This is a genomic window from Sphingomonas parva (ex Maeng et al. 2020), from assembly GCF_004564275.1.
Lineage (GTDB): Bacteria > Pseudomonadota > Alphaproteobacteria > Sphingomonadales > Sphingomonadaceae > Allosphingosinicella > Allosphingosinicella parva.
Genome location: NZ_SPDV01000040.1, coordinates 1 through 13,281 on the forward strand (window position 1 = coordinate 1; position 13,281 = coordinate 13,281).

The window sequence follows — 13,281 nt, forward strand, 5'->3', positions numbered from 1 at the left end:
CCGCGAGGCGGCGCCGGCGGCGAAGGCGACGCCCGCCCAGGACGCTGCGCCGGCCGCGCCGCAGCCGCAGATCCGCTCGATCGGTCCCGGCGGCTTCCTCCGCCAGGCCCCGGGCGAGCAGCAGTCGCCGATCCCGCCGGCCCCGCCGCGCCGCCTGGTGCCGGCCAAGCCGAGCCCGGAGATCGCCGACAAGACCAGCCTGCTCGATCTCAACGAGCGGATCTGCAAATGGCCGATCGGCCATCCCGGCGAGCCCGATTTCCATTTCTGCGGCGCCCAGGCGAACCCCGGCTTCCCTTATTGCGTCGAGCATTGCGGCGTCGCCTATCAGGCGCAGCTGCCGCGGCGCGACCGGCGCCCGCCGCCGCCGCTGCCGTTCGGCGGCCCGCGCATCCGCTGACGCAAGCGCCGTTTCGATCGACGGGCTCGGCCTTCCGGCCGGGCCCGTTGTTCATGGTACAAGGGCCTTAGGCGCTGCCGGGATCCGCAGTTTTCCGCCGGCCGTTACGCCAGCATCATCATCCAGGTTAATGCGAAATCGAGGAACAGCGCGGGCCCCGCGTTCGTTCTTTGTCCGGTTCAACAGACCGGAGTAGCCACGCGTAAAAATGTCGCACAACGAGTTGGAATATTACGAGCGCCGGGCCGAAGCCGAGATCGAGCTGGCCCAGAAGGCCCGCCACCAGGCGGCCGTCCAGGCGCATTACGAGCTTGCCTCCGCCTATCTCGACCGCGTCCACGGAGAGACGCCGCGCTCCAGCGGCGGCCTGTTCGACGCCTGACCGGCGGGCCCGGCCGGGCCCGTCTCCCCCAACCCATCCGATGCGCCGGCGCTGAGCGGCCGTCCCCGACGCGCGTCGTTCAGCGCTTGCGCCCCTCCGCCTCGTCGCGGCTCAGCCGCTCGACGATGTCGGAGGCGAGCAGGGCGCTGCGCTCGGCGCCGCTCAGCGCCTCGCGCAGCATCTCGTCCTCGGCCGCGGAGGGGCCGAGGCGGCTGCGGATCGCGCGCGCGAAATTGGCGATCGCGGCGAGCGGCTGGCGCAACTCGTGGGCGAGCTTCGGCGGAACCGCAGCGGACTCGCCGGCACTCTCCGTCTCGGCCGCCGGGGCGCTGAGCCGGAAGCCGCCCGCACCGTCGCGCGCCTGGGCGAAGCCGACCATCCGCGCCGGGCGGCCGTCGGCGCCGCGCACCACCATGCCGACGGCGAGCAGAGGCGTTCCGTCGGCCGCGTTGCGATATTCGATCCGCCAGGGCGCAGCGGTGCGGATCGCCGAATCGATCCCGCCCAGCGCCGCCTCGCGGTCTCCGGGCGCGACGCTGGCCACCCAGGCGTCGCGCTCGATCCACTCCGGCCCGTCTTCGCCCAGGCCGTGCAGCACGCGGCCGCGGGCCGAAAGGCGCACCCGGCCGCTGTCGATGTCGAGCTCCCAGAGCCCGGCGTCGCCCGCCCATTGCGCCAGATCGAGCAGCGCCGCCGAATCGCGGGCGCGCTCCTCCTCCGCCTTGCGGGCGCTGATATCGGACAGCGTGCCGGCCATGCGCAGCGGCTGGCCGGCGGCGTCTCGCTCGATCACGCTGCCGCTGTCCTGGTACCAGACCCAGTCGCCGCCCTCGGTCTTCACCCTTATCTCGGCGGCGAAGCTCTCCGTGTCGCCCCTGAGATGCGCCTGGAGCTCGGCGACCAGGCCCTCCCAATCGTCGGGATGGACGATGGCGCGGAGCGCCTCCAGCCCGTCGAGGGAGCCGCCCGGATCGTAGCCGAGCCGCTCGGCGACGCGCAGCGAGAGCTTGATCTCTCCGCTCGCCAGCGACCATTCCCAGGCGCCGTCGCTCGACGCCTCGAGCACCAGCCGCAATGCGTCGGAGGACATTGTCCCGCTCCGCGCGCGTGCCGGTCCCGGCGGGCGGCCAGGCCGGCCGCGCGGCAGCACGCTCTCGCCGGCGGGCGGGCCGTCGCCGTCCGATTCGAGCGGCACCAGGCCGCCGTCGATCGCCAGCCGGATCGCCTCGGGGAGAGTCGAGACGCCGAGCTCCTCCATCATGTTGGCGCGGTGCATCTCGACGGTGCGCGGGCTGAGCCCGAGCAGCCTCGCGATCACCTTGTTCGGATGGCCGGCGAGCAGGCCCTGGAGGATCTGGCGCTCGCGCGGCGACAGCCGCCGCAGCCGCACCTCCGCCTCGTGCTCGGCGGCGCGGCGCTGCTCGGAGCTGCGGTAGCTCTCCAGCGCATGGTCGATCGCCGCGAAGATCTGCTCCTCGCTGGCCGGCTTGGGCAGGAAGTCGTGCGCGCCGAGCTTCATCGCCTTCACCGCGGTGTGGATGTCGCCATGGCCGCTGGTCACGATCACCGGCAGGCGGACGCCGCGGCGGGCGAGCTCCTGCTGCACCGCCAGGCCATCCATGTCGGGCATCCGCAGGTCGAGCAGGATACAGCCGCGGGTCAGCCGCGCGTCGCGCAGGAAATCGGTGCCGCTCGCATAGACTTCCGTCGCGTAGCCGCGGCTGGCGAGCAGGAAGCTGGTGGCGGCGCGCACCTGCGCGTCGTCGTCGACGATATGGATCAGGGCAGGCAAGATCGATTCCGAAACCGGCTGTTTCTGGGGGTGTAGCGCCTAGATAGGGGCCCGTCGCCGCGGCCGCCAGAGCGCTTTACCGTAGACGAACGGTATTTTCGAAACCGGTTACCGCGGGCATATCGAGAACGGCCTTAACAGGCGCCGGCAGTCTCTGGTCCCGCCGGCGGCGGCGGTCCTTCCCCCACGAGCGGACCGCCGCCATCCCCTCCCCCATCGGTATTCCTACGATAGCCCGCGCGGGCGCTTGCCGCTTGGCAGCACGACTCCCGCCCGCCTATAGCTTGGCCCATGTCAGACCTGTTCGCGTCCCCCACCGCCACGTCCGGCGATTACGATGCCCATTCGATCGAGGTGCTCGAGGGGCTCGAGCCGGTACGGCGCCGTCCGGGCATGTACATCGGCGGCACCGACGAGCGCGCCTATCACCATCTTGCCGCCGAGGTGCTCGACAATTCGATGGACGAGGCCGTCGCCGGCCACGCCAACCGCATCGAGGTGACGCTCGAGCCGGGCAACCGGCTGACCATCACCGACAACGGCCGCGGCATGCCGATCGATCCGCACCCCAAGTTCCCGGGCAAGTCGGCGCTCGAGGTCATCCTCACCATGCTGCACTCGGGCGGCAAGTTCTCGAACAAGGCCTATGCCACCTCGGGCGGCCTGCACGGCGTCGGCGTCAGCGTCGTCAACGCTTTGTCGACCGAGACGGTGATCACCGTCGCCCGCAACAAGGAGCTCTACCGCCAGACCTTCGCCCGCGGCGAGCCGGTCACCGGGCTCGAGAAGCTCGGGCCGACTCCGAACCGTCGCGGCACCAGCGTCACCTTCACCCCCGATCCGGAGATCTTCGGCAACGACGCGGCGTTCAAGCCGGCCCGGCTCTACCGCCTCGCCCGCTCCAAGGCCTATCTGTTCGCCGGGGTCGAGATCCGCTGGAAGTGCGATCCTTCGCTGGTCGCGGGGAGCGACGTGCCCGCCGAGGCGGTGTTCCAGGTCCCCGGCGGTCTCGCCGACCATCTCAAGGAGCAGATCGGCGAGCGCAATTGCGCGACCACCGATTTCTTCAAGGGCCGGCAGGATTTCCCGTCCGAGCAGGGCATGGTCGAATGGGCGGTCGCCTGGCCGCTGTGGAGCGAGGGCGGCTCCTCTTTCTACTGCAACACCATCCCGACGCCCGACGGCGGCACCCACGAGCAGGGCATCCGCGCCGCGCTCACCCGCGGGCTGCGCGCCTTCGCCGAGCTGGTCGGCCAGCAGAAGAAGGCCAAGGACATCCAGGCCGAGGACGTGGTGGGCGGCGCCGAGATCATGCTCTCGGTGTTCATCCGCGATCCGCAGTTCCAGAGCCAGACCAAGGACCGGCTGACCAGTCCCGACGCGGCGCGGCTGGTCGAGGCGGCGGTGCGCGACCATTTCGATCATTTCCTCACCGACAATATGGAGCGCGGCCGCGCCCTGCTCGGCTTCATTCTCGACCGGATGGACGAGCGCCTGCGCCGCAAGGCCGAACGCGAGGTCAAGCGCAAGACCGCGACCTCGTCGCGCAAGCTGCGCCTGCCCGGCAAGCTCACCGATTGCGCCAATGACGATCCGTCCGGCACCGAATTGTTCATCGTCGAAGGCGACAGCGCCGGCGGCTCGGCCAAGCAGGCGCGCGACCGCAAGACCCAGGCGATCCTGCCGATCCGCGGCAAGATCCTCAACGTCGCCTCGGCCAGCGCCGACAAGATCCGCGCCAACCAGGAGATCGCCGATCTGATCCAGGCGCTCGGCTGCGGCACGCGCGACCGCTGCGATCCGGCCCAGCTGCGCTACGACCGCGTCGTGATCATGACCGACGCCGACGTCGACGGCGCCCATATCGCCACCCTGCTGATGACCTTCTTCTTCAACGAGATGGCGCCGATCGTCGAGCAGGGCGCGCTCTACCTCGCCCAGCCGCCGCTCTATCGCCTCTCGGCCGGCGGCACCGTCGCCTACGCGCGCGACGATGCCCATCGCGGCGAGCTCGAGGCCAGCCTGTTCAAGGGCAAGAAGGTCGAGGTCAGCCGCTTCAAGGGCCTCGGCGAGATGAACCCGAGCCAGCTGCGCGAGACGACGATGGACCCGAAGACGCGGTCGATGCTGCGCGTCACCCTGCCCGAGGAATATCAGCAGCAGCGCGGCGTCAAGGACCTCGTCGACCGGCTGATGGGCCGCAACCCCGAGCACCGCTTCAACTTCATCCAGAACCACGCCGCCGAGCTCAGCGAAGAGGATATCGACGCCTAGGGCCGACGCGCCGGGTGCGTCGTCCGTTAGTTCCTCTCCGGCACGGGGAGGGGGACCAGCCGTAGGCTGGTGGAGGGGCTGGCACGAAGTCATTGCCAGCCCCTCCACCACCGCCTGTCGGCGGCGGTCCCCCTCCCCCTTGGGGGAGGAATTGCTTCCTTACCGGCTGTCCCTCTTCCTGCCGATCGTCTCGAGTTCCTGCTCGAGGCTGTCCTTCTTCGCCTTCAGCGCCGCGACGTCGTCCTTCGCGGCGTCGCACCACGCGGTCTTGTGCGCGTCGAGACCCGTGCCTTCGGCGCAGCGGGCCAGCGCCTCGCGGCGCGGCAGCAGCTCGAACGGGTCGGACGAGGCGTCGGCCCGCGCGATCAGCAGCTTCTGCTTGGCGAAATAGTCGATCCAGCCGGCGCGGCTCTTGCCCTCGTCCTGGTCCATGTCGAGCGGCGCCGGCGGCGCGATCGTCACCTTCTCCAGCCGCGCCAGCGCTTCGTCGAAGCGGCCGAGCTCGCGTAGCGCGTTGACCGCGCGCCCCTCCATGCCGATCCAGTTGAGGTCGTCGGGCTTGGCCGGCACGCTGGCCGAGGCCTCGGCCAGCTCGGCGAGATAGCGGGCGCGCAGCGGCGGGCGGTCGTCCGCCTCCCAGCTCGCCTGGAGCAAAGCCCAGAGATAGCGCTCGGGGCCGAGCCCCATCTCCTTCATCAGCCAATAGGCCCGGTAATATTGCGTGTCCTCGCGGCGCAGCGCCTGATAGGCCTCGGACGCGACCAGCGGCTCGAGTCTCGCCACCTCCTCCGGCGCATAATCCTTGTAGAGCACCAGGCCGTTGTCCGGGCATTCGGGCAGCGCCAGCGGAAAGGTCCAGCTGCCGAACGGCTTGCCGTCGGCGCGGGTGCCGAACGTGGTGTAGGAGGCGGTGGTGCGGAAATCGAAGGCCTTGCCGCCGATCGGGCAGGTCATCTTCTGCGTCACCGGCGTTCCGGCCGGGGCGGCGCCGGGCGCCAGCAGCATTGCGGCGGCCGCCGCCAGGATCACGCTCCGCATCTCTCTTTCTCCACGTCTGGGCACGGCGCAGGCTGGATCGGCCGCCGCGCGGAATCAAGCGATGCGCTCAGCTGGCGACCGTCGGCGCGACCAGGGGAAAGCGCGGGATCGCGATCGGGAAGGCGCTGCCGTCGGCGGCGACGAGATGGTAGCGCCCTTCCATCCACCCGGTCGGCGTGCCGAGCGGGCATCCCGAGACGTAATCGAACGCCTCGCCCGGCTCGATCACCGGCTGCTCGCCGACCACGCCCTCGCCCTGCACCTCGTTGCGCCCGCCGCGGCCGTCGGCGATCGTCCATTCGCGAGTCATCAGCTGGACGGCGATCGGCCCCTCGTTCTCGATGCGGATATGATAGGCCCAGAACCAGCGCCCGCGCGCCGGCTCCGATTGCTCGGGCAGGAAGCTGACCGCGACCCGGACGGTGATGTTGCGGGTCGTCTCGCTATGGGGAAAAAAGCTCTTCACGCGACAACCCTCTACACCTCGCCCCGCGAGGTCAACGCCCTCGACGCGGCCCCGAGCCCCTCTTCCCTCCAACCGTCATCCCGGCGAAGGCCGGGATCTCAGGCCGGAAAGGCCGCTGCCCCTGGGGCGAGCGCCAGCTTGAATCCAAATTCCCATTTCCACGCGAAGGACGCGAAAGCGCGAAGAAGAAGAAGAAGAAGAAGAAGAAGAAGAAATGGCGCGAAGCGCCTATGCCTGGGGCCCCTGGTACTGGCGAACGGTCGAAAAGAATCGCTTCGCGATCGCTCCCTTACGCCGTGGCGTCGGGAAGCCATGGACGCGGGGAAGCCGGCAACCCCTTCGCGCCTTTCCTTCCTCTTCGCGGCTTCGCGTGAAAAGGCAGCTCCGCCGCTGCCCCGCCGCCTCCGGAAAAGCACCTCAGCCCACTTTCTCCACCCGCAGCATGCCCTCAGGGCACGGCCCGAGCAGGTCCTTCGCCGGCGCCGAGCCGTCGAGCCAGTCCCGCCACCGCTCGCGCGGCAGCACCGCCACCTGGCGGTCGTGATAGGGCGCGACGTCCGGGCCGGGCGGCGTGGTCAGCATGGTGAAGGCCTCGCCGACCTCCTTCGTCGCGCGCCACAGGCCGGCGATGCAGAACCAGTCCTCGCCGGCCAGCGTGAACAGCCATTTGTCCTTGCGCTTGTCCTTGCGCGGCTCGGCCGGCGTGGTGAATTCGTAGAAGCCGTCGGTGACGATCAGGCAACGTCCCGAGCCGAATTCGCGGCTGTCGGAGCGAAAATTGTAGACCGGCTTGCCGCCCGGCCCGGGCCAGCTCCAGCGCCGCTGGACGAGCTCGGCCGCGCCCTCCCCGCCCGCCTCGGCGGCCGCGGCCCAGCGCACGATCGGCGCCCGGTCGGTGATCCTTATGTGGTCGCGCGCCTCGAGGTTCGGCAGCCCCTCGGGAAAGCGCAGGGGAATGCGCAGGTCGGAGAAATCCTGGCCGATCGTGCCGAGCTCGACCCGGCTGCGGAAGTCGTTGCACATAATCCGCCGCCTAAAGGAGCGCGCCGCGCTTCGCCAGCTTGACAGGACGGTCCGGCGCCCCCTAAGGGCCCCCGGCACGCAATCGCGCGGCCCCTTCGTCTAGCGGTCTAGGACGTCGCCCTCTCACGGCGAAAACACGGGTTCGAGTCCCGTAGGGGTCACCATCTCCGCCCAAGAGCGGCAAATTCCTGGAAGGTCGCCACCGCGCCCCTGCCCGTGTCTGGCACCAGGTCCCCCCCTTGCATCCTGGCGCGAAGCCGCGCGTTCATTCGAAGCCGCTTTCCTGCTTCTCGGCCGCCCCGCGTCGCCGCTCCCGAGCAGATCCTTGCGGTCGCCCGGCAGCACCACCACGGCTTCCTCCTCGTCGATCATCAGCAGCCGCGGCGGCCGCGGCAGCCCCAATGCCGCCGCGACGGCGTCTTCGGCGTCGCGCAGCTCGCGCGCGGCGAGCGCCAGTCGCTGACGGACTCCGGGCTTGAGGTCGGAGAACTGGCGCTGATTGCGGCGTCGCGTCAGCACCCGCTGAAAAGTCGCATGGGCTTCAGCCCCCGCGATGGAACGGGAGGCTCAGAAAAGCCATAGCCTGGAGCAGCAGCGACACAAGGATCAGCCGCAGGGCCCAGGTTCGCCGCCGTGCGCTGTCCGCATTGGCTTTCAGTTATTGCTCGTATGCGACCGCATAGCTCGCAACCAGGACTCCCCTCGCACGGGTCTCTGCTTGCCCGTCTGGCGTGTCCCTGCCGCCGTCGAACAGCTCCGGAAGCCTGGGCGGCTCGTGATAGACGAACAGCCATTCCGACATGACGACCTGATAGGCCGAAAGGAAGAGCGCGACGACCGCCCCCGCCGCGAGCGCGATCAGCGCCAGGGCAGACCAGTGCGGCCATCGCTCGATGTCCACTTCGACGGAAAGGCTGCTCAGCGCAAAGACGGCGAAGGAGATCGCCGCCACCGGCGTGCTGAGGCTGCCGCGGATGCTCTCGCGCCGAGCTCGCTCGCTGAGGAAGAGGTGACGGGAGTGCTCGAGGTGAAGCTCGGAAACCGGCAGCATCGTCAGCTCCTGTCCATCATTCCATCCGCCGCGCATGGCGGAAGCGGGCGTAGCGATTCAGCAGATCGTTGATCAGCTGTTCGGTGCTGTATCCGGTGACGTCGTGCGGCTGATCGCTGTCGGGAGACGAGGCGACTGCCCGATAGTGAAGGCGATCGTCCTTCTGCATGCGCCGGGTCTCCGCCCACGCGAAGCTCGGGGCCCGGAAGCTGCGCAGACGGATCGTGTAGTGAAAGGCGCCTCGCTCGGCGTGCGGAACGATCATCGCGAGATGGTCCTCTCCTTCGGCGACCGCAGGCGAGAGGCCGCGGTCGCGCATCTGGGCGGCGACTGCGTCCAGGGCGTCGCGCGCCGTGCCGGTGAGAAAGCCGGTAACCTCATCCCGTTCGTGGTAGTGGAGGATGGTGGCGAGCCGCTGTTGCCAGCCCAGTCCGTGGTCGCCGTCCGCGTCGGCCACGTTCGAGAGGTCCGTCGGCGCCCCCTTCCCTTCCATCTGGAGGGCGCGCAGCAGCCCGTAACAGATGAAGACCATGATCAACGTGAAGGGCAGTGCGCTGGCGATCGCCGCGGTCTGGAGCGCTTCGAGCCCGCCGGCGAGCAGCAGCACGGCGGCGACCACGCCGGCGCTCACCGCCCAGAAGACGCGCTGCCACACCGGCGGGTTCGGCGCGTCACCCGAAGTGATGGTGTCGATCACCAGCGCGCCGGAATCCGCAGAGGTCACGAAGAAGGTGATCACCAACAGCGTCGCGAGCGTCGATGCGATGATCGAGAGGGGCAGATGGTCCAGCGTCTCGAAGAGCGCCACCGGCATGTTGTTGGCGGCCGTCGTCGCGATGTCCGCGACGCCGCTCATGTCCATCTGAATGGCCGTGTTGCCGAAAACGGTCATCCAGAGGAAGGTGAAGAGCGACGGCACCAGCAGCACGCCGACCACGAACTCGCGGATCGTGCGGCCTCGCGAGATCCGGGCGATGAACATGCCGACGAAGGGTGACCAGGAGATCCACCAGCCCCAGTAGAACAGCGTCCAGTCTCCGAACCAGGCGTTGGGCTCGTAGGCGTACATGCGGAAGGTTCGCTGCACGAGACTGCCCAGATAGGCGCCGACATTCTGCACATAGGCTTGCAACAGGAACACGGTCGATCCGGCGAGCAGCACGAAAGCGAGCAGCGCCACTGCGAGGATGATGTTCAGCTCCGACAGTCTCCTGATGCCCTTGTCGAGGCCGGCGACGGCCGAAAGCGTCGCCATGCCGGTGATCACGGCGATCAGCACGACCTGGACCAACGTCCCGGTCGGCAGGCCGAAGAGATGGGCGAAGCCGGCATTGACCTGCAGCACGCCGAACCCGAGCGACGTCGCGACTCCGAACATGGTGCCGATCACCGCGAAAATGTCGATCGCGTGGCCGATCGGACCGTGGATGCGCTTGCCGATCAGCGGATAGAGCGAGGAGCGGATGGTGAGCGGCAGTCCGCGCCGGAACGCGAAATAGGCGAGCGCCAGTCCGACGACGATGTAGATCGCCCAGGCGTGCAGCCCCCAGTGAAAGAAAGTGAGCACCATCGCCTGACGCGCCGAGTCGATCGTGCGCCCCTGTCCGACGGGCGGCAGCGCGTAATGCTGGATCGGCTCGGCCACGCCGAAGAACAGCAGGCCGATGCCCATGCCGGCGCTGAACAGCATCGCAAACCAGGAGAGGTAGCTATAGTCCGGCTCGCTCTCGTCCGGCCCCAGCTTCACGTCCCCGTAGCGGCTCATCATCAGGAAGAGCACGAAAAGCAGGAAGCCGGCGACCGCGACGACGTAGAACCATCCGAAATCGACGATGATGGTGGCCTGCACCGCGGCGAACAACCGGCCCGCCTGTCCGGCGAACAGCGCCCCGATCAGGACGAACGCGAGGATCAGGCCCGCCGAGACGAAGAAGACCGGCGGATTGACCTGCATTCTCGATTTGCTCGCGGGCCGTGCGGCACCTGTCGAGGTCGGCTCGATCTTCTCGTCCTTTCAGAGGGGCTGATTGGATGGGCAGGAATCCAACGAGCGCGAGCGTCGAGAGTTGCCAATCCGCTGCGGCAACAGAGCGCCCGACCGTGACAGCGTCACGAATGGCGGTTCCCGGAAATGGTCGTCGGAGCCGAGCCCCCTCCAGTGGCGGCGACCTCGCTTCGAAGCGGAGCACGGACCGCGACCTCGGAACCTCGAGCGCTCGCCGGCATTTCGATCAAACGTGCAAGAGCGATACCGCGGCCGTTCAAGTTCATGCTCTTGCGACGACCATCGCTCGACGTGCGGCTCACGCCACCGCATCTCGAGCGCCCCTCAAGAGGAGAGGAGCTGCCTTGACCGACAGCCGACCCGCCAGACGCGTGATCCATCCGGTTCACGCCGTGCTTCTCGCCTCGAGCCTACCGCTTTTCCTGGGTGCCCTGCTCAGTGACTGGGCCTATTCGGCCAGCTACGAGGTGCAGTGGATCAACTTTGCCGCGTGGCTAAACGCGGGGGCGATGGTATTCGCAGGCTTGGCACTAGTCTGGGCGATTATCGACTTCCTGCGGGCCGATTTCGCACGCGATCGCCGTTCGGCGCTGTCCGTACTGGTGCTGCTGGCGACCGTTGTCCTCGGCTTCATCACCGCCTTGGTCCACAGCAAAGACGCTTGGGCGACGATGCCGGAAGGACTGATCCTCTCGCTCCTCGTCGCCCTGCTCGCCTTCGCCTCGGTCTGGCTCGGCTTCTCGCCTCTTCGGGCGGGAGGTGTCCGATGAACCGGCTGCGGCTAAGCGTCGCGACTGCGCTGATCGCCCTGCTCGCCAGCTGCGGCAGCGATCCCGATCCAAACCAATACGGAGCCAACCCCGATCTGCCCGAACAGCAGCGTGGCCTGCTCCCGAGCATGGACGTTGCCAGACCAACAGATTGGGGCGATCAGAGGCCGACCGTGCCGCAAGGCTATATGGTTGCAGCCATCGCAACTGATCTCAAGGTTCCACGCCAGGCGCTGGTGCTGCCGAACGGCGACGTTCTCATTGCCGAAGGCAAGGGCGGGAAGGACGCTCCGGCAATGCGGCCCAAAGACTTCGTCGCTGGCTATGTGATGGAACAGGGGTCGGCCTCAGCCAAAAGCGGCGACCGTCTGACGCTTCTGCGTGATGCAGACGGTGACGGAACCTATGAGGGGCGCGCGGTCTTCGCCGAGAATCTCAACGCGCCTTACGGCCTCGCTTTCGCCGGCAATGCCCTTTACGTCGCCAACCAGGATGCCCTCGTTCGGTTCGAGTATCGGCCGGGTCAAATTCGTGCCAGCGGACCACCGGTCACGGTCACGCAATTGCCTGCCGAAATCAATCACCACTGGACGAAGGCACTCGCGATCAGCCCGGATGGCCGCCGGCTCTACGTCGGCATCGGCTCCAACAGCAATGTCGGCGAACGCGGCATGGCGGTGGAGGAAAACCGGGCAATGATCTGGGAGGTCGACGCCGCGAGCGGCTTCCACCGCCCCTTTGCCACTGGCCTGCGCAATCCGACCGCGCTGGCGATACAGCCAGGCATCGGACAGCTTTGGGCGGTGGTCAACGAGCGCGACGAACTCGGCCCGAACCTCGTGCCCGATTATCTTACCACCGTTCGACAGGGTGCGTTCTACGGCTGGCCATACAGCTACTGGGGAAGCAACGTCGATCCTCGGGTTCGGCCACACGATCCCCGCAAGGTCGCCGCTGCCGTTCGTCCGGACTACAGCCTCGGATCGCATCACGCGCCTCTGGGGCTCGCTTTCTCCGTCCCAGCGATGGGCGCGCGCTTCGCCGATGGCGTCTTCATCGGAGAGCACGGCAGTTGGAACCGCAGCACGCCGGTCGGCTACCGGGTCGTATTCGTCTCGTTCGAGAATGGACGCCCGTCAGGTGCGCCCGTCGAGTTCGTCACCGGATTTCTCGGAGCCGACGGCAAGGCCCGCGGGCGTCCGGTCGGCGTGGCGGTGGACCCGCGCGGCGCGCTGATCGTCGTCGACGATCTCGCCAACACCGTCTGGCGCGTCACCCCCGCAGGGCGGCAAGCGGCCCCCACCCCAAATCCCTGAACATGCGGCCTGAGTCCGGCGAAGCCTCGTCTTCGAATGACTTGCCACCCGGGACCGATTGAGGCCCCGGGGTGGCGGTTTGTCTCAAGACGTGTGGGTCACGCCCTGGCCTACGCGCCGGGCTCAGCCCCTGCCCTCCATGCTGTGCTTCAGCTGGCTGGCGCGATCGTGGCCCTCTCGCACCGAGCGGAAGGCCTGCTCGATGATCGACTTGGCCTGGACCGAGAGGCGGTCGTCCTGCAGCGCTGTCTCGTACTTGCCCTTGATATAGTCCTCGCCGTTCTCGACCTCCTCGATGATCTGCTTGTCGCTGTCGCCGGTGACCGCATCCTTGAGGTTCAGCCACGTGCGGTGCGCGGCCGCCTTGACCGATCCGTCATCTTCGGGATCGCCGCCCAGCTGACGCACGGCCTGCTGAAGCTGGCTCACGCATTGCCGCCGATCGCTCGCGAACTGCTGGAACATGGATTTGAACTGATCGCTGCGCGCGTCCTTCGCGGCCTCCTCGAAGCCGTTTGCGCTGTCGATCGTGGTGGTGATCAGGGTATTGAGCACACTGACGTCATGGTCATTGCCGGCCATTCTTCTGTCTCCTTCTGCATGGGGAACGAACAGAACGAACCGACACGTGAAGGGTTCGCGACGAGCTGACCCCCGATCACTTTTCTTCACCTGGTCGCCCACAGTGAAGTAGGCGTTTGATCCCTCGGGTGTTTCGAGAACGGCGGACGCCGCACCGTGCTGGTCTCGATTGGATGATACTT

The 13,281-nt window shown here is 68.0% G+C and carries 12 protein-coding genes and 1 tRNA gene; 6 read left to right on the plus strand and 7 right to left on the minus strand.

Features of this window, described 5'->3' with window-relative positions; translation table 11 throughout:
- Window positions 1–400: GcrA family cell cycle regulator (locus tag E2493_RS16940; RefSeq protein WP_225421549.1), on the plus strand; the 400-nt coding region annotated here is incomplete at its 5' end.
- A gap of 208 nt (window positions 401–608) precedes the next feature.
- Window positions 609–782, plus strand: coding sequence for a hypothetical protein (locus E2493_RS21345; RefSeq protein ID WP_167737593.1), 174 nt, complete (start codon window positions 609–611; stop codon window positions 780–782).
- 79 nt (window positions 783–861) lie between these two features.
- Here the strand turns inward: E2493_RS21345 and E2493_RS22190 are convergent, their stop codons facing one another.
- Complete coding sequence (locus E2493_RS22190; protein WP_135089177.1) at window positions 862–2,574, minus strand: response regulator transcription factor; 1,713 nt, start codon at window positions 2,572–2,574, stop codon at window positions 862–864.
- A gap of 291 nt (window positions 2,575–2,865) precedes the next feature.
- Here E2493_RS22190 and parE point away from each other — a divergent pair, with 291 nt between their 5' ends.
- Window positions 2,866–4,848, plus strand: coding sequence for a DNA topoisomerase IV subunit B (parE, locus tag E2493_RS16950; RefSeq protein ID WP_135089180.1), 1,983 nt, complete (start codon window positions 2,866–2,868; stop codon window positions 4,846–4,848).
- Window positions 4,849–5,007: 159 nt separating this feature from the next.
- Here parE and E2493_RS16955 read toward each other — a convergent pair whose 3' ends face one another.
- The 3 genes from E2493_RS16955 to E2493_RS16965 form a co-directional block, all read right to left on the minus strand.
- On the minus strand, window positions 5,008–5,886 hold the full coding sequence (locus tag E2493_RS16955; RefSeq protein WP_135089183.1) for a hypothetical protein: 879 nt from the start codon (window positions 5,884–5,886) through the stop codon (window positions 5,008–5,010).
- A 67-nt stretch (window positions 5,887–5,953) separates the two neighbouring features.
- Window positions 5,954–6,352: a Co2+/Mg2+ efflux protein ApaG gene (apaG, locus tag E2493_RS16960; protein ID WP_135089186.1), complete on the minus strand. Its 399-nt coding sequence runs from the start codon at window positions 6,350–6,352 to the stop codon at window positions 5,954–5,956.
- A gap of 417 nt (window positions 6,353–6,769) precedes the next feature.
- Complete coding sequence (locus tag E2493_RS16965) at window positions 6,770–7,375, minus strand: SOS response-associated peptidase family protein (RefSeq protein ID WP_135089189.1); 606 nt, start codon at window positions 7,373–7,375, stop codon at window positions 6,770–6,772.
- An 88-nt stretch (window positions 7,376–7,463) separates the two neighbouring features.
- Between E2493_RS16965 and E2493_RS16970 the strand changes: the two genes are divergently transcribed.
- Window positions 7,464–7,539 (plus strand) — tRNA-Glu (locus tag E2493_RS16970).
- A gap of 494 nt (window positions 7,540–8,033) precedes the next feature.
- Here the strand turns inward: E2493_RS16970 and E2493_RS16975 are convergent.
- Together E2493_RS16975 and E2493_RS16980 are read right to left on the minus strand one after the other, a co-directional pair.
- The gene (locus E2493_RS16975; protein ID WP_135089192.1) at window positions 8,034–8,426 is read right to left on the minus strand and encodes a hypothetical protein; all 393 of its coding nucleotides are present in this window, start codon (window positions 8,424–8,426) and stop codon (window positions 8,034–8,036) included.
- A gap of 16 nt (window positions 8,427–8,442) precedes the next feature.
- Entirely contained in the window at window positions 8,443–10,380 is a 1,938-nt protein-coding gene (locus E2493_RS16980) for a BCCT family transporter (RefSeq protein ID WP_135089195.1), read from the minus strand.
- 395 nt (window positions 10,381–10,775) lie between these two features.
- Between E2493_RS16980 and E2493_RS16985 the strand changes: the two genes are divergently transcribed.
- Window positions 10,776–11,201 (plus strand): DUF2231 domain-containing protein, encoded by a 426-nt coding sequence (locus tag E2493_RS16985; RefSeq protein ID WP_135089198.1) that lies wholly within the window; start codon window positions 10,776–10,778, stop codon window positions 11,199–11,201.
- On the plus strand, window positions 11,198–12,517 hold the full coding sequence (locus tag E2493_RS16990; protein WP_135089201.1) for a PQQ-dependent sugar dehydrogenase: 1,320 nt from the start codon (window positions 11,198–11,200) through the stop codon (window positions 12,515–12,517). The genes E2493_RS16985 and E2493_RS16990 overlap by 4 nt, the downstream gene beginning before the upstream one ends.
- A gap of 123 nt (window positions 12,518–12,640) precedes the next feature.
- Here E2493_RS16990 and E2493_RS16995 read toward each other — a convergent pair whose 3' ends face one another.
- Window positions 12,641–13,099 (minus strand): ferritin-like domain-containing protein, encoded by a 459-nt coding sequence (locus E2493_RS16995; protein ID WP_135089204.1) that lies wholly within the window; start codon window positions 13,097–13,099, stop codon window positions 12,641–12,643.
- Between the last annotated feature and the right edge of the window lie 182 nt (window positions 13,100–13,281).